The organism is Delftia sp. DLF01, assembly GCF_014852125.1.
In the GTDB taxonomy this organism is placed as follows: domain Bacteria; phylum Pseudomonadota; class Gammaproteobacteria; order Burkholderiales; family Burkholderiaceae_C; genus Comamonas; species Comamonas acidovorans.
The window spans coordinates 320078-335908 of record NZ_JACVAZ010000004.1; the positions used below are offsets into that span (position 1 = coordinate 320078).

Sequence of the window (15831 nt, forward strand, 5' to 3'; positions counted from 1 at the left end):
AGCGGCAATGCCGTATGAGCGGGTGGGAGAGCTGTTAGCTTTGCAGCGGCTCCATGGATGAATGGCCCTGGCGGCAACACGCCGCAGGCCGAAGCCGCACCGGCAGGAGTTTCCTCCATCCCCATGCCTCCTGGCAATCTGGATTTGCATCCGGATGGCCCCTCAGATGTGTCGGCGCCAGGCGCCGTATTTTTTCCGCAGCGCGCCCTGGCGTGCATTGAAAACCAGACCTCGCGTCCATGCCACAGTTCTTCATTCACCGGCCCGTCTTTGCCTGGGTCATCGCGTTGTTCATCGTGCTGCTGGGCGTGCTTGCCATTCCGCAATTGCCGATCTCGCGCTATCCCACGGTGGCGCCGCCCACGGTGAGCCTGTATGCCACCTACCCGGGCGCCACGCCCAAGACGCTCAATGACTCCGTGGTCTCGCTGATCGAGCGCGAGCTGTCCAGCGTCCGCCACCTGCTGTACTTCGAGTCCTCGGTGGACACCTCGGGCTCGGCCGAGATCAAGGCCACCTTCAAGCCCGGCACCAACCCCGAGCTGGCCCAGGTGGATGTGCAAAACCGCATCAAGGCCGTGGAGCCGCGCCTGCCGCAGGCCGTGCGCCAGAACGGGCTGCAGGTGGAGTCGGCCACGTCGAGCTTTCTGCTGCTGGTGGGCCTGATCTCGCCGGGCGGCGAGTTCGACGAGCTGGCACTCAATGACTACATGGCGCGCAATATCGTCGAGGAGCTGCGGCGCATCGAGGGCGTGGGCCGCGTGCAGCTGTTCGGCACCGAGCGCGCCATGCGCGTCTGGGTCGATCCGGCCAAGCTGATCTCCTACGGGCTGTCCATGGGCGACCTCACCCAGGCCATCCAGCAGCAGAACATGCAGATCGCCCCGGGCCGCGTGGGCGATGCGCCCATCGCCCCGGGCCAGCGCGTGACCACGCCGCTCACCGTGCAGGGCCAGCTGACCTCGCCTGAGCAGTTCGCGGCCATCGTGCTGCGCGCCCATGCCGACGGCTCCCGCCTGGTGCTGGGCGACGTGGCGCGCGTGGAGCTGGGCGCGCAGTCCTATGCCTTCTCCAACCGCGAGGATGGCAAGCCCGCCACCAGCGCCGCCGTGCAGCTGTCGCCGGGCGCCAATGCCGTGCGCACGGCCGCCGCCGTGCAAAAGCGCATGGCCGAGCTGGCCTCCATCCTGCCGAGGGGCATGGAGCACACCATCTCGTTCAATACCGCGCCCTTCGTCAAGATCTCCATCGAGAAGGTGGTGCAGACCCTGGTCGAGGCCATGGTGCTGGTCTTCCTGGTGATGTACCTGTTCCTGCAGAACCTGCGCTACACGCTGATCCCGGCCATCGTGGCGCCCGTGGCGCTGCTGGGCACCTTCGCCGTGATGCTGGTGGCGGGCTTTTCCATCAACGTGCTGACCATGTTCGGCATGGTGCTGGCCATCGGCATCATCGTGGACGACGCCATCGTTGTGGTCGAGAACGTGGAGCGCCTCATGGCCGAGGAAGGCCTGTCGCCGCGCGATGCCACGCTCAAGGCCATGAAGGAGATCACGGGCGCCATCATCGGCATCACCCTGGTGCTGACGGCGGTGTTCATTCCCATGGCGTTCGCCAGCGGCTCGGTGGGCGTGATCTACCAGCAGTTCACGCTGTCCATGGCCGTGTCCATCCTGTTCTCGGCCTTCCTGGCCCTGAGCCTGACACCGGCGCTGTGCGCCACCTTGCTCAAGCCGGTGGCGGCGGGCCACCATCAGAAGAAAGGCTTCTTCGGCTGGTTCAACCGCGGCTTCGAGCGGCTGACGAACCGCTACGAGGCCCATGTCACGGGCCTGGTCCGGCGCACGGGCCGCATGATGCTGCTGTTCGCGGCCATCGTGGCCATCCTGGTGTTTGCACTGCGCCAGCTGCCCTCGGCCTTTCTGCCCGAGGAGGACCAGGGCTACTTCATGGCGTCCATCCAGCTGCCGGCCGATGCCACGGCCGAGCGCACGCTGGACGTGGTCAAGCGCTATGAGGAGCATGTGGCGCAGCGCCCCGGCATCGCCTCCAGCATCTCGGTGCTGGGCTTCAGCTTCGCGGGCTCGGGCCCGAACGCGGCCATGGCCTTCACCACGCTCAAGGACTGGGACCAGCGCGACGGCGCCACGGCGGGCGAGGAAGTCTCGCTCGCGCAAAAGGCCATGGAGCATGCGCCCGAGGGCGCCATCATGGTGCTGCAGCCCCCGGCCATCGACGAGCTGGGCACCTCCTCGGGCTTCACCATGTACCTGCAGGACCGCACGGGCCAGGGCCATGCCGCGCTCAAGTCGGCCACCGACCAGTTGCTGGCGCTGGCCGGCAGCAGCAGCGTGCTGGGCTCGGCCTACCAGGACAGCCTGCCTTCGGGCACCAGCGTGCGGCTGGAGATCGACCGCCAGAAGGCCCAGGCCCTGGGCGTGGGCTTTGCCGCCATCAGCGAGACGCTGTCCACGGCCATGGGCTCGCTGTACGTCAACGACTTCCCCAACGCCGGGCGCATGCAGCAGGTCATCGTGCAGGCCGACGCGCCCGCGCGCATGCAGGTCGATGACGTGCTCCGGCTGAACGTGCGCAATGCCTCGGGCGGCATGGTGCCGCTGGCCGAGTTCGCCACGCCCGTGTGGTCGGAGACGCCGCTGCAGCTGGTGCGCTACCAGGGCTTTTTGGCGTCGCGCATCTCGGGCACGCCTGCGCCCGGCACGTCCAGCGGCGCGGCCATGGCCGAGATGGAGCGGCTGGCGGCCCAGCTGCCGCCCGGCTTTGCCGTGGCCTGGACCGGCCAGTCGCTGCAGGAGCGCCAGTCGGCCGCGCAGGCGCCGCTGCTCATGGCCCTGTCCATGCTGGTGGTCTTCCTGGTGCTGGCCGCGCTGTACGAGAGCTGGTCCATCCCGCTGTCGGTGATGCTGGTCGTGCCCCTGGGCCTGCTGGGCGCGGTGGCGGCCGTGCTGCTGCGCGGCATGCCCAACGATGTGTTCTTCAAGGTGGGGCTGATCACCATCATCGGCCTGTCGGCCAAGAACGCCATCCTGATCGTGGAATTCGCCAAGCAACTGCGCGAGGAGGGCCAGGACCTGCGCGAGGCAGCCATCAAGGCCGCGCGCCTGCGGCTGCGGCCCATCCTCATGACCTCGCTGGCCTTTGCGCTGGGCGTGGTGCCGCTGATGCTGGCATCGGGCGCCAGCGCCGAGACCCAGCACGCCATCGGCACGGGCGTGTTCGGCGGCATGGTCAGCGGCACGGTGCTGGCCGTGTTCTTCGTGCCCGTCTTCTTCGTCTTCGTCCTTGAATGGCAGCGGCGCATCGCCGGGCCGCGCGGCAGCGCGCGCCGGCCGCCGCCTGCTGCCGACCCCGGAACCTGAACCATGCCTCTCTGGATCGCGCTCAACGCCCTGTGCTTTCAGGGCCGCCCGCCGGCACAGTCTTTGAATCCCTGCGCGCCACCGGCGCCTGCGAACCCGGCCCGGCAGTCCGGCTCCGCCGGCTCCACCGGTTCCGGGCCGCCAGCGGAGCAGGCCGGCGCCTTCGCACGCGGCGCCGGTGCCACGGTGGCCGGCACGAACGGCCCATGATTTTTATAATGGCGGTTTCGTTCGCCATTGCAGGAGGTATTCGTCCCATGCGCCATTGATGCTGCCGCTGTCCCAGCGGCCCGCTTTTCCCGACCCTGCCCACCGCACGCGCAATGCATGCAAAGCGGCAAGGAACTGCGTTGGCATCCATGAACTGCGATATGACGAATACCACGATCACGCTCGACGGCGTTTCCTGCGTGCTGCCCGATGGCAGCCCCCTTTTCTCCGATCTTTCCGAAACCCTGGACCACCGCCGCACCGGCCTGGTGGGGCGCAACGGCGTGGGCAAGTCGCGGCTGGCGCGCATCCTGGCCGGGCTGGATGCGCCCTCGCAGGGCCGCTGCCTGCGCTCGGGGCAGGTGCTGTACCTGGCCCAGCGCACGGACTGGCATGACCAGCCTTCGGTGGCGGCGCTGGCCGGGCTGCAGCCCGCGCTGGAGGCGCTGGCGCGCATCGAGGGCGGCAGCTGCGATGCCCGGGACTTCGAGCGGCTGGCCGACCGCTGGGATCTGCGCCAGCGCCTGCAGGCCCAGCTGGAGCTGGCGGGCCTGGGCCATCTGCGTGCCGATACGCCGGGCCACGCCCTCAGCGGCGGCGAGGCCATGCGCGTGGCCCTGGCGGGCGCGCTGCTGTCGGGCGCCGACCATCTGGTGCTGGACGAGCCCAGCAACCACCTGGACCGCGAAAGCCGCCAGGCCCTGGCCGCGCAACTGCAGCGCTGGCCCGGTGGCCTGGTCGTGGTCAGCCATGACCGCAGTCTGCTGCAGGGTATGGAACGCATCGTGGAGCTGTCGCCGCAGGGGCTGCGCAGCTACGGCGGCGGCTACGCCTTCTATGCCGAAGCCAAGGCGCGCGAGATGGCCTCTGCGGTGCAACTGCTGGAGCAGCGCAAGCTGGAGCGCCGCCGCGAAACGCAGCAGTTGCGCGAGCAGCAGGAGCGCCAGCAGCGCCGCGAGGCGCGCGGCCGCCGCCAGGGCCAGGAGGCCAACCAGGCGCGCATTCTGCTGGACCGGCAAAAGGAGCGCAGCGAGGCGTCGGCCGGCCGGCTGCGCCGCCAGCATGCAGACACGCGCGAGGCGCTGGACCAGCGCGTGCGCGAGGCGGCGCGCCAGATCGACCTGCAGGCCGGCATCCGCATGCAGGCGCCGCCACCGGCCGGTGCTCCCTGCGACGTGGTGGCGCTGCTGGACGATGTGCTGCTGCCGTTTTCGTTTTCCACGGGGCCGCGCCTGAACCTGTCTCTGTACGGCGGCCAGCGCCTGGCCGTGACCGGTCCCAACGGCTGCGGCAAGACGCGCCTGCTGGATGTGCTGTCGGGCCGCCTTGCGCCCCAGGCGGGCGAGGTGCGCCGCATGCAGGCCTGTGCCTACCTGGACCAGCGCCTGTCCCTGTTGCAGCCCGGGCGCACGGTGATGGAGCAGTTGCAGGACGCCTGCCCCGGCACCCCCGTGGATGTGCTGCGCACGCGCCTGGCCTGGCTCGGGCTGGCGGCCCGGCAGTTGGAGCAACCCGTGGGCCGGCTCAGCGGCGGCGAACAGCTCAAGGCTGCCCTGGCCTGCGCGCTGCATGCCGAGCCGCCCGCGCCCCTGCTCCTGCTGGACGAGCCCTGCAACCACCTGGACCTGCCTTCCCTGCAGGCGCTGGAGGCCATGCTGCGCGGCTACGCCGGCACGCTGGTCGTGGTCTCGCATGACGAGGATTTTCTGCAGGCCATCGGTCTGACCGACCGCCTGGTGTGGTCGCCGCAGGGCTGGCTAATGGAGTCCGCCTAGCTTTCCTGCGCTATCAGCGCCTGCAGTGCGCGCACATCGGTCACCAGCAGCGCCTGGCGCCCCTCCTTGCGCAGCAGGCCGCGCCGGGTGAGGACGCCCAGCTCGCGCGTGACCTGCTCGCGGTTGGTGCTGATCTTGCTGGCCAGCACCGAGTGGGAAGGCACGGGGCTGATGAGGGCCGTGTGCTCGGGCGAGACGCCCGCCTCCCGCGCCAGGCGCAGCAGCTCCATGTGCAGGCGCGTGGGCACGCCCAGGGTGCTCAGTTCCATGACGCGGTCGGTCAGCCGGCGCACCAGGCCGGCCAGGCCCTCCATCATGCGCAGGGCAACGGCGGGCTCGCGCGCCAGCAGGGCCAGGAAGTCCTGGCGCGAGAGGCTGGCCAGCAGCGAGGATTCCAGGGTGACCACATCGGTGGAGCGGGCCTGGCCATCAATGGCCGCCAGGTCGCCGAAGTGCTCGCCGGGCCCGTAGTCGCGGAAGCTGACCTCGCGCCCGCCCGGCGAATAGGTGGTGATGCGCACGCGCCCGCTGACCAGGAAGAACACGTCGCTGCCCGTGGAGCAGCGGCTGAACACGGGTTGGCGGGCCTGCAGCGGGCGCCATTCGCAGTCGGCGGCGATGCGGTCCAGGCTGGCGCTGCCCAGGCCCTCGAACAGGGCGATGCCGCGCAGGGCGAAACTGGAGGGCTGGGTGGGGTGGGCCATGGAACCAATAGCGGGCGTAAGGTACAAAGATTCTGGATCGGCCAGGCCCGGCCTAAGTTCCTTCAAGCTGCCGTTCTTGCGGTCTTCTCCTGTCTTCTTCCGCCGTCGGGCGCATCATCGCTTTCCATGGCCCGTGTCCCTCATCCGGCTCTGCCGTCCCTGCGCAGCCTCCACTGGTCCACCGGCCTGGTGCTGTGGACCTATGCGGCGCTGCACCTGTTCAATCACGCCCTGGGCCTGGTCTCGCTGGGCACGGCCGAGGCCGTGCGCGAGGGGGTCCACGGCGTGTGGCGATCCCTGCCCGGCAGCCTGCTGCTCTACGGCGCGCTGGCCGTGCACATGGGGCTGGCGCTGCAGGCGCTCGCGCGGCGGCGCAGCCTGCGCATGCCGGCGCTGGAGGCCGTGCGGCTGCTGCTGGGACTGGGCCTGCCGCTGCTGCTGGCCCTGCACGTGCCGGCCACGCGGCTGGCGCAGGAGGCCTGGGGCGTGGACCCCTCGTATGCGCGCATCGTGCGTTCTTCCTGGAATCCGTCCAGCATGGCCATCCAGCTGCTGCTGATGATGGCCGCCTGGACCCATGGCTGCATGGGCCTGCACATGGCCCTGCGTGCGCGCGGCTGGTGGCGGCGCTGGCAGCCGCTGCTGCTCACGGCCGCCGTGCTGCTGCCCGTGCTGGCGGCGCTGGGCATCGTCTCCATGGCGCGCGAGATCGCGGCAGCCGGCCTGCCAGCGCCGGCCGGCCCCTCGCCCGTGGCATCGCAGTGGCTGCGCGCGCTGACGGCCGGGCTGCGCCAGGGCTGGCTGGCCTGCCTGGCCGCGCTGCTGGCCGGCCCCTGGCTGTGGCGGCGCATGCGCCTGCGCGGCGCCCGCCAGGTGCTGCTGCACTATCCGGGCCGCACCGTGCAGGTGGCCCAGGGCATGAGCGTGCTCGAAGCCAGCCGCGAGCATGGCATTGCCCATTTGTCGCTGTGCGGCGGCAGGGCGCGTTGCTCCACCTGCCGGGTGCGCGTGTCCGGCCCGGCGGCCCACCTGCCTGCGCCGGGGCGGGACGAGCGTCTCACGCTGGAGCGCGTGGGCGCGCCGCAGGACGTGCGGCTGGCCTGCCAGCTGCGGCCCACGGGCGATGTGCAGGTGGCGCCGCTGTTCCGCTCGCCGGCAGCCGCCCAGACCGGGCGGGGTGACGAGCAGCGCGAGGTCCGCGAAGTGCGCGCGGTGGCCATCCTGTTCGTGGACCTGCGCCGCTGGTCCGGCCTGGCCGAGCGGCAATGGCCCGTGGACCTGTCCTGGGTGCTGGACCAGTATTTCGAGCGCGTGGGCCAGGCCGTGCACGACAGCGGCGGCATGGCCAACCAGTTCATCGGCGACAGCGTGATGGCCATCTTCGGCCTGGACACCGACCTGGACACGGCCTGCCGCCAGGCCGTGCAGGCCAGCGCCCTCATCGACCGGCGCATGCAGGAATGGAGCCACACCTTCGAGGCGCAGTTCGGCCAGCCGGTGGATTTCGGCATGGGCCTGCATGCGGGGCGCGCCGCCGTGGGGCGCGTGGGCTTCGAGCACACCACCACCTTCACGGCCGTGGGCGAAGTGGTCAACACGGCCAGCCGCCTGCAGGAATACACCAAGAGCGCCCAGGCCCGGCTGGTGCTGTCGCTGGAGGTGGCGCGCCGCGCGGGCGTTGCCGATGGCCTGGGCGAAGTCCGGCAGGTGCAGGTGCGCGGGCGCTCCGAGCCCCTGCAGGCTCTGCATGTGGCGCGGCCCGGCCTGCAGTGGCCCTGAGCGTGGATGGTGGACGTGGACGGTGAGCGCGGGAACCGGAGAGTTTGCGCAAAGCTGTGCGTTTAGGCACTGACGCGCAGGCGGGCGAAGACGAGACTGCAGCCATGCAGAACGCAATCACGCGCTGCAGGATTTGACAAAGGATTCGCCATGAAGCACGCAAAGACCCTCTTCGCCATCGTTTCCCTTTCCTCCGCCTTGTGGTCGGGCATGGCCTCGGCCGCACCGGCCGCCACGGTATCTGCAGAAACCTGGTTCGGCGCCGAGCCCGTCGCCTCCGGCCCCGCGCTGTCGCGCGCCGAGGTTCAGGCCGACCTGGCCCTGTGGAACCGCGCCGGCCTCAACGTCTACCGCGAGTCCGACGTGAACCACTGGGATGCCGACTACCAGCAGCGCCTGGCCCAGTACCAGCGCATGCGCAGCGGCCCCGAGTACCTGGCCGAAGTGCAGCGCCTGGGCGGCTCGGTGAAGGCGGCCGAAGGCCAGGGTTCCGGCCGTGTCCCGGGCTGATGCGATGACGCGCGCCGCCACGCATCGCGCTGCCCACGCCGCAGCATCGCCCTGGGCCGACTTCGCACCGCTGCTGGCCCGGGTGCTGCTGAGCCTGCTGTTCATCTACAGCGGCATCGGCAAGCTGATGGGGCCGGAGGGCACCATGGCCTATATCGCCAAGGCGGGCCTGCCGCTGCCCATGCTGTCGTATGCCATGGCGCTGGTGGTGGAGCTGGGCGTGGCCACGGCCCTGCTGCTGGGCTGGCGCACCCGCGAGGCCGCGGCCGTGATGGCCGTGTTCAGCGTCATGTCGGCGCTGATGTTTCACAACCAGTTCGGCGACAAGGGCCAGCTGGTGCAGTTCCTGAAGAACCTGGCGATCGCCGGAGGATTCGTGCAACTGATGCTGGCGCCCGTGGCGCGCTGGAGCCTGGACGCGCGGCGTTGAATGCGAGCCAGTGTTGTGCGCTGAACACCGCCTATGAAACCGGCGCTACCCCAAGCGAGGGACACCGAGGAAGGGCCGCCCCGCACCGAGGGTGTCGTCCCCCTCCCGCGTAGCGAGAGAGGGGGAAGGCGCGAAGCGACTCAGGGGGTGTCTATTGCTTTCACACCTTGATGCCCTTCTCAGCCAGGCGTCGGGCATAGGCGGCCAGGATCAGCCGCTCCGAATGCACCAGGTAGTCATTGAGCGCGGCAGCGGCCTCGGCCGGCTTGCCGTCCTCGAACTGCTGCAGGATGCGCGCATTCATGTCCACATAGGGGGCATGCAGGAAGTGCGGGTCGCGCAGCAGGCCGAAGGCCAGCCGCAGCTCGGCCAGCAGGTGCTCGAACATGGTGTCCAGGCGCTCGCTGTCGGCCAACTGCACCACGGCCTTGTGGAAACTCATGTTGGCCGTGCCCACGCCGGACCAGTCCTGGGCCTCGCGGTGGCGCTGCGCTGCCTCCACGGCTTCGCGCATCAGGCTGCGAGCCGGGTGCATGGGATAGGCCTGGGCCAGCGCCTGGCACTCCACCATGCGGCGCACGCGGTAGATGTCGATGATGGAGGCAATGCTGGGCGCCGCCACCGACACGCCCTTGTTGGGCTCGTGCACCAGCAGCCCCTCCTTGGTCAGCAGCCGGAAGGCCTCGCGCAGCGTGTTGCGCGAGATCTGCAGGCTTTCGCTGAGTGAGGCCTCCGACAGCTTTTGCCCGGGCTCCCAGGCACCATCGATGAGCTTGCTGCGCAGCTGCTCGGTCACGCGGTCGGTCAGGTTGAGGATATCGGTGCTGCGGGTCATGGTGATGGGGGATGCAAGGGTCGATGGGCAGTGTAGCCAGGGCCGGCACTCCTGCCGGCCTCGCGCGGTGCTCAGTTGTCGTGGTGCAGCCGGGTGAAGGTCTGCAGGGTGCTGTCCACGGCCTTGTCGTCAATGTGGCGGTGCGTGACCAGGCGCAGCAGGCCTGCGCTGCCCGTGCGCACCAGTACTCCGGCTTCGGCCAGGCGTGCCTCCCAAAGGCGCGCATCGGCCGCGCTGGTGCCCACGCGCACCTGCACGATGTTGGTCTGCGGCAGCTCGGCCGCGCACCATGCCGGGTGGATGGCGCGCAGGCCCTGGTGCAGGCGGCGGGCGCGTGCGTGGTCCTCGGCCAGGCGATCGACCATGTGCTCCAGCGCCACCAGGCCCGCCGCCGCGATCACGCCGGCCTGGCGCATGGTGCCGCCCAGCATGCGCCGTATGCCGCGCGCCTGCGTGATGAAGTCGGCCGGGCCCATGAGCACCGAGCCCACCGGAGCCGACAGGCCCTTGGACAGGCAGACGGTGACCGAGTCCGTGTGCGCGGCGATCTCGCGGCAGGACAGGCCCAGTGCCACGGCGGCATTGAACAGGCGCGCGCCATCGGTATGCACGGGCACGCCATGGCGGGCGGCCAGGGCATGCAGGGCCGCCAGCGACTCGGGCGCCGCCACGCTGCCGCCCCGTGCGTTGTGGGTGTTCTCCACGGCCACGAGGGCGCTGGGGCAGCGCGCGGATGCCGAGGTGTCCAGCGCCGCCTCCAGCGCGCGCAGGGCGATCAGGCCGCCGTCGCCGGGCAGGCTGCGGTAGTGCATGCCGGTCAGGCCTGCGGCTGCGCGCTCGGCGTTCAGCAGATGGCTGCCGGCCTCGGCCAGCACCTCGCCGGGCATGCGGCCATGGGCGAGCACGGCCACGAGGTTGCCCATGGTGCCGCTGGCCACGAACAGGCCTGCGGCCTTGCCAAAGCGCTGGGCGGCCGTCTCTTCCAGCGCACGCACCGTCGGGTCGCCGTCCAGGCCGTCGTCGCCCAGCGGGGCGCAGGCCATGGCTTCGAGCATCTGCGGCGTGGGGCGCGTGACGGTGTCGCTGCGCAGGTCAACGGCGTCGTGGTGATGGTGCAGGGAGGGCATTCAGTCCGCCTTGATGTTGCGTTCCTTGATGACGCGGGCCCAGCGTGCGGCGTCGGTCTCCATCTGGGCACCGAACTCCGCCGCAGTGCGGGGCGTCAGTTCCAGCCCCAGGGACTGCAGCTTGGCCTGGAGCGCGGGCGTGGCCATGGCGCGGGCCACGGCATCGTGCAGCGCGGTCTGTATGCCGGGGGGCAACCGGGCAGGCGCCAGCAGGCCGAACCAGTGCAGCACGGTGAGGCCGCGCACGCCGCTTTCGGCCATCGTGGGCACCTGGGGCAGGGCCGGCGAGCGCTGGGCACCCGTGGTGGCCAGGGCGCGCAGCGCGCCGCTTTTGATATGGGGGATCACGGTGGGGGCCGAGGAGAACATGCTCTCGGTATGGCCGGCCACCACGTCGGCGACGGCCTGGCCCGAGCCCTTGTAGGGAATGTGGGTGATGAAGGTGTCCGTCTGTTGCTTGAACAGCTCGCCTGCCAGATGCGTGGCCGTGCCCGTGCCGCCCGAGGCGAAGTTGATCTGGCCGGGCCGTGCCCGGGCCATCGCAATGTATTCCTTCACGCTCTGCGCCTTGAGCCTGGGGTTGACGGCCAGCACCAGCGGCGAGGAGCCGATCAGGGCCACGGGCGTGAAGTCCTTGAGCGCGTCGTACGGTGTCTTGTAGAGACTGGGCGTGATGGTGTGCGGCATGTCGGCCAGGAGCAGCGTGTAGCCGTCGGGCGCGGCGCGTGCCACCAGCTCGGCGCCCAGCATGGCCGAGGCGCCGGGCTTGTTGTCCACGACCACGGGCTGGCCCAGTTCGCGCGACAGCTCCGTGCCCAGCGCGCGGGCGATGTTGTCCGAGCCGCCTCCGGCCGTGTAGGGCACGACGATGCGCACGGGCTGCGCAGGCCATTTCTGCGCCAGCGCAAGACCGGGCAGGGCAGCCGCTGCCAGGATGAGCAGGCGGCGCTGCAGGCCCCGGTGCGAAGCGGGATGTGCAGCAGCGTGCAAGGCAGCGTGCAAGGTGGGGTGCGGAAGTGGGTGACGTTCGGCAGGCATGGCGAAGGCTCCTTGGTGCAGCGACAGGAAGAAACGATGGGCCGATCCGCCAGCGGCCTGGCCCGCAAGCCACCCGCCTTCATCAACCGATGAAGCGCCCCGCATTGCCCAGCACGCCCAGGTCGATGAAGCTGGAGCCGACATGGGGCGTCTGGCCGCTGTAGTCGATGACGAAGCCGCCCATGTCCCAGTTGCGGATGCCGGCCAGCGCCGAGCGCAGCTTGGCCTGGCTGGGGTCGCGGCCTGCGCGTTCCAGGCCCTCGGCCAGCACGCGTGTGTTCACATAGGCTTCCAGCGTGCCCAGCGAGAACTCCTGCTGCCCGTGGGCGCGCATGGCGGCCTGGTAGTCGCGCACCACCTGCAGCTTGGCCTGGTGCGGCGCGGGAACGACCATGGTCAGGGCAATGCCCCGGGCGTCCTCGCCCAGCGGCTTGAGGCTGTCGTTGGGCAGGGTCACGCTCAGGCCGGTGAGCAGCACGCCGGGCGCGCTCTTGCGCAGGCCGCGCACCAGATCGACCGACACCGTGCCAGCCGTGGCCAGCAGCACGGCCGAGGGGTGGGCCGCGTCCACTTTGTTCAACACATCGGCCAGATTCTTGCCATCGGTGGCGATGGCCGCCTGCACGGCGGGGGCCATCTTCTCGGCCTCCAGGGCGCGCGTGGCGTCCTCCAGCATTTCGCGGCCGTAGGCGTTGTCCAGGTAGACGATGCCAATGCCCTTGAGCCCCATGCCCGCAAGGCGCTGGACCAGGCGGCGGACCTCGGTGGTGTAGCTGGCGCGCACATGGAAGACGTTGCGCGATCCCTTGCGCAGCGACGAGGCGCCCGTGAAGGGCGCCACATAGGGAACGCCGGCTTCCTCGATCAGCGGGATGACGGCGGCGTTGTTGGGCGTGCCCACGCAGGACAGCAGGGCAAAGGCCGTGCCCTTGGAGAGCATCTGCCGCACGTTGTCGGCCGAGCGCTGGGGCACGTAGCCGTCATCAACCATCTGCAGCTGCAGCGTGCGGCCCTGGATGCCGCCACGTGCGTTGATCTGCGCCATGGCCGCTTCCGTACCCAGCTTGATGTCGGAGCCGAACCCGGCCAGCGGGCCGCTCATGGCGGCCGAGCAGCCGATGGTGATGGTCTTGGCGGACAGGCCTGCCTCATCGGCGAAGGCATTGCGCACGAAGGCCGGCGCCAGCGCGGGAACCGCTGCGATGGCTGCAGCACGGGGAAGCAGGGAAACAAGTTGACGGCGTTGCATGGATTCAGAGCTCGGACAAAAGGGATGGGAGCAGGAAGGTGCCATTCACGCCGACTGCCACGCGTGCGCCGCAGGCCGGGAGGGCGGCCCATTGTAGGAGGCGGCCTCGTCACAGGCGATACCGGGGCAGGGGCATTGTTGTGTTCATGCCTTCTATGGATGTTCAATATCCGATAGTTTTTGGCATTTGAAAACCCCGTGCGTGCTCAATCCTTGGGCAACGATATGCGGGCTTGTACTATCAGCATGCGCTGATTGTCTTATTCACAATTCGTTTCTGTAAGACAAATTCTTTGTTTTGTTGAACAAAACCAGGTTGGCAGCGCACTCCACGCCACCGGGTTGGGCCTGCGGGGCGGCTTGACGGCCGCCCCGCACCGCGGGGTGTGAAGGGGGAATCATCATGCTGACTGACGTCAATCTCTGGCCGCTTATCGGAGTGGCCATCATCGTTGCGGGCTTCGTGCTGCGCTTCAATCCCATGCTGGTCGTGATCGTCACGGCCATCGGCACGGCACTGGCGGCGGGCTTCCCCGTCGACAAGGTGCTGGCCACCATTGGCACGGGCTTCATCAAGACGCGCAACCTGCCGCTGATCATCCTGCTGCCGCTGGCCGTGATCGGCCTGCTGGAGCGCCATGGCCTGCGCCAGCACGCGCAGAACTGGATCAGCTCCATCAAGTCGGCCACCGCAGGCCGCCTGCTCATCGTCTACCTGGCCGCACGCCAGCTGACGGCCGCCGTGGGCCTGACCAGCCTGGGCGGGCATCCGCAGATGGTGCGCCCGCTGCTGGCGCCCATGGCCGAAGGTGCGACCCAGTCGCGCTTCGGCATCCTGCCCGCCAAGGTGCGCGACAAGCTGCGCGCCTACTCGGCCGCCACGGACAACGTGGGCCTGTTCTTCGGCGAGGACATCTTCGTGGCCTTCGGCGCCATCGTGCTGATGACCACCTTCCTGAAGGAAGCCGGCATCGAGGTCGAGCCCATCCACGTCGCGCTGTGGGGCATTCCCACGGCGATCTGCGCCTTCGTGATCCATGCCTGGCGCCTGCGCCGCCTGGACCGCATGCTGGAGCGCGAACTGGCCCAGTACAAGGCCGGTGTCGAAGCCGACGCAGCCAACGCCAACGCCACCCAAGCCAAGGGAGCCTGAAATGACGCTGACCATCCAACACCTGTACTACCTGGTCGGCTTCGTCCTGGCCGTCACGGCCGTGATGACGCTACGCGATGCCAGCAACCCCAAGCGCTGGTCCAGCGGCCTGTTCTGGGCGCTGTATGCAGCCGTCTTCCTGGTGGGCAATGAACTGCCGCCCGTGGTCGTGGGCGTGATCGCCGTGGCCATGGCCCTGATCGCCGGCTTCGGCGGCGTGGGCAGCGGCCGCCATGCGCCGCGCAGCGATGCCGAATACCTGGCCAGCGCCAAGCGCCTGGGCAACAAGCTGTTCGCACCGGCCCTGGCGATTCCGCTGATCACCATGGTGGGCACGCTCAGCGCCTCGCACCTGGTCTTCGGCGGCACGCCCCTGCTGGACCCCAAGGCCACCACGCTGGTGAGCCTGGGCGTGGGCTGCGTGCTGGCGCTGGGCCTGGCCTGCTGGCTGACCCGCGAGACGCCGGCCCAGGGCATGCGCGAATCGCGCCGCCTGACCGATGCGCTGGGCTGGGCCCTGGTCCTGCCCCAGATGCTGGGCATGCTGGGCCTGGTGTTCTCGGACGCCGGCGTGGGCAAGGCCGTGGCCTATGTGACCACCACCTATATCAACATGGACATCCGCTTCGTGGCCGTGGCCGTCTACGTGCTGGGCATGGCGCTGTTCACCGTGGTCATGGGCAACGGGTTCGCGGCCTTCCCCGTGATGACGGGCGGCGTGGGCGTGCCCATCCTGGTCGGCGTCTACCATGGCGACCCGGCCGTGATGGCGGCCATCGGCATGCTCTCGGGCTACTGCGGCACCCTGCTGACGCCCATGGCGGCCAACTTCAACCTGGTGCCCGCCGCGCTGCTGGAGATCGACAAGAATGCCGTGATCCGCGCCCAGGTGCCCACGGCCCTGGCCCTGCTGACCGCCAATGTCTTCCTGCTGTACTTCCTGATGTTCCGTTAAAGGACGGACTGTTGCCATGACCGATTCCACTTCCCCGCGCATCCTGGTGACCGGCTTCGAGCCGTTCGAGCAGGACCCTGTCAATCCCTCGTGGGAAGTGGCGCGTGCCCTGCATGGCGAGACCGTGGCCGGCGCCACCGTCCATGGCCTGCAGCTGCGCTGCGTGTTCGGCGAGTCGCTGCGCCAGCTGCAGGAGGCGCTTGCGCAGTTGCAGCCGGTGCTGGTCATCAGCCTGGGCCTGGCCGGTGGCCGCAGCGAGTTCACGCCCGAGCGCGTGGCCATCAATATCGACGACGCCCGCATTCCAGACCATGCGGCGCGCCAGCCCGTGGACCAGGTGGTGATCCCGGGCGCGCCCGCCGCGTACTTTTCCACGCTGCCCATCAAGGCCGTGGTGCACAACCTGCGCGCGCGGGGCATTCCGTCTTCCGTGTCCAACACGGCGGGCACCTTTGTCTGCAACCACGTGTTTTTCGCGCTCATGCACTGGCTGGCCCAGGGCAAGGCGGCGCCGGGCGCGCGTGGCGGCTTCATCCACGTGCCGGCCCTGCCCGAGCAGGCAGCGCGCAAGCCGGGCATGCCCAGCATGTGCCTGGCCGACCAGGTGGCCGCCGTGCGCGAGACCATTCGCACGGCCCTGACCGTGACCCAGGATCTGAAGGAAAACGCCGGCCAGCTGCACTGAG

14 protein-coding genes are annotated in these 15831 nt (G+C 69.6%); 9 read left to right on the forward strand and 5 right to left on the reverse strand.

What is annotated here, in order from left to right; genetic code table 11:
• Nucleotides 1-239 precede the first annotated feature (239 nt).
• The 3 genes from IB269_RS22495 (at nt 240) to IB269_RS22505 (ending at nt 5365) form a co-directional block, all read left to right on the forward strand.
• Nucleotides 240-3380, forward strand: a complete 3141-nt coding sequence (locus tag IB269_RS22495; protein ID WP_192368364.1) for an efflux RND transporter permease subunit — start codon at nt 240-242, stop codon at nt 3378-3380.
• Between the two features lie 3 nt (nt 3381-3383).
• Complete coding sequence (locus tag IB269_RS22500; protein WP_192368365.1) at nt 3384-3590, forward strand: hypothetical protein; 207 nt, start codon at nt 3384-3386, stop codon at nt 3588-3590.
• A gap of 149 nt (nt 3591-3739) precedes the next feature.
• Nucleotides 3740-5365 carry an ABC-F family ATP-binding cassette domain-containing protein gene (locus IB269_RS22505; RefSeq protein ID WP_192368366.1) on the forward strand — a complete coding sequence of 542 codons (1626 nt, stop codon included), beginning with the start codon at nt 3740-3742 and terminating at the stop codon, nt 5363-5365.
• On the opposite strand, the gene IB269_RS22510 is transcribed toward IB269_RS22505, so the two are convergent.
• On the reverse strand, nt 5362-6069 hold the full coding sequence (locus tag IB269_RS22510; protein ID WP_192368367.1) for a Crp/Fnr family transcriptional regulator: 708 nt from the start codon (nt 6067-6069) through the stop codon (nt 5362-5364). The two genes, IB269_RS22505 and IB269_RS22510, sit on opposite strands and share 4 nt — an antisense overlap.
• Nucleotides 6070-6195: 126 nt before the next feature.
• Here IB269_RS22510 and IB269_RS22515 point away from each other — a divergent pair, with 126 nt between their 5' ends.
• From IB269_RS22515 to IB269_RS22525, 3 genes are all read left to right on the forward strand, one after another.
• A complete protein-coding gene (locus tag IB269_RS22515) occupies nt 6196-7848 on the forward strand; it encodes an adenylate/guanylate cyclase domain-containing protein (RefSeq protein WP_192368368.1) in 1653 nt (550 codons plus the stop codon).
• Between the two features lie 150 nt (nt 7849-7998).
• Nucleotides 7999-8358 (forward strand): DUF4148 domain-containing protein, encoded by a 360-nt coding sequence (locus IB269_RS22520; protein WP_012207534.1) that lies wholly within the window; start codon nt 7999-8001, stop codon nt 8356-8358.
• The gene (locus IB269_RS22525) at nt 8345-8788 is read left to right on the forward strand and encodes a DoxX family protein (protein ID WP_227468487.1); all 444 of its coding nucleotides are present in this window, start codon (nt 8345-8347) and stop codon (nt 8786-8788) included. The genes IB269_RS22520 and IB269_RS22525 overlap by 14 nt, the downstream gene beginning before the upstream one ends.
• Nucleotides 8789-8948: 160 nt before the next feature.
• Here IB269_RS22525 and IB269_RS22530 read toward each other — a convergent pair whose 3' ends face one another.
• From IB269_RS22530 to IB269_RS22545, 4 genes are all read right to left on the reverse strand, one after another.
• The gene (locus IB269_RS22530) at nt 8949-9623 is read right to left on the reverse strand and encodes a GntR family transcriptional regulator (protein WP_012207532.1); all 675 of its coding nucleotides are present in this window, start codon (nt 9621-9623) and stop codon (nt 8949-8951) included.
• Nucleotides 9624-9694: 71 nt separating this feature from the next.
• Nucleotides 9695-10750 (reverse strand): threonine aldolase family protein, encoded by a 1056-nt coding sequence (locus IB269_RS22535; protein ID WP_192368369.1) that lies wholly within the window; start codon nt 10748-10750, stop codon nt 9695-9697.
• On the reverse strand, nt 10751-11788 hold the full coding sequence (locus IB269_RS22540) for a tripartite tricarboxylate transporter substrate binding protein (RefSeq protein WP_192368370.1): 1038 nt from the start codon (nt 11786-11788) through the stop codon (nt 10751-10753).
• An 82-nt stretch (nt 11789-11870) separates the two neighbouring features.
• On the reverse strand, nt 11871-13037 hold the full coding sequence (locus IB269_RS22545) for an ABC transporter substrate-binding protein (protein ID WP_043825611.1): 1167 nt from the start codon (nt 13035-13037) through the stop codon (nt 11871-11873).
• 403 nt (nt 13038-13440) lie between these two features.
• Here IB269_RS22545 and IB269_RS22550 point away from each other — a divergent pair, with 403 nt between their 5' ends.
• The 3 genes from IB269_RS22550 to pcp are packed head-to-tail and all read left to right on the forward strand — an operon-like array spanning nt 13441 to nt 15830.
• Entirely contained in the window at nt 13441-14190 is a 750-nt protein-coding gene (locus IB269_RS22550; protein ID WP_012207528.1) for a DUF969 domain-containing protein, read from the forward strand.
• Between the two features lies 1 nt (nt 14191).
• Nucleotides 14192-15145, forward strand: a complete 954-nt coding sequence (locus IB269_RS22555; RefSeq protein ID WP_043825613.1) for a DUF979 domain-containing protein — start codon at nt 14192-14194, stop codon at nt 15143-15145.
• Nucleotides 15146-15161: 16 nt separating this feature from the next.
• Complete coding sequence (gene pcp / locus IB269_RS22560) at nt 15162-15830, forward strand: pyroglutamyl-peptidase I (RefSeq protein ID WP_013800620.1); 669 nt, start codon at nt 15162-15164, stop codon at nt 15828-15830.
• Nucleotide 15831 lies beyond the last annotated feature (1 nt).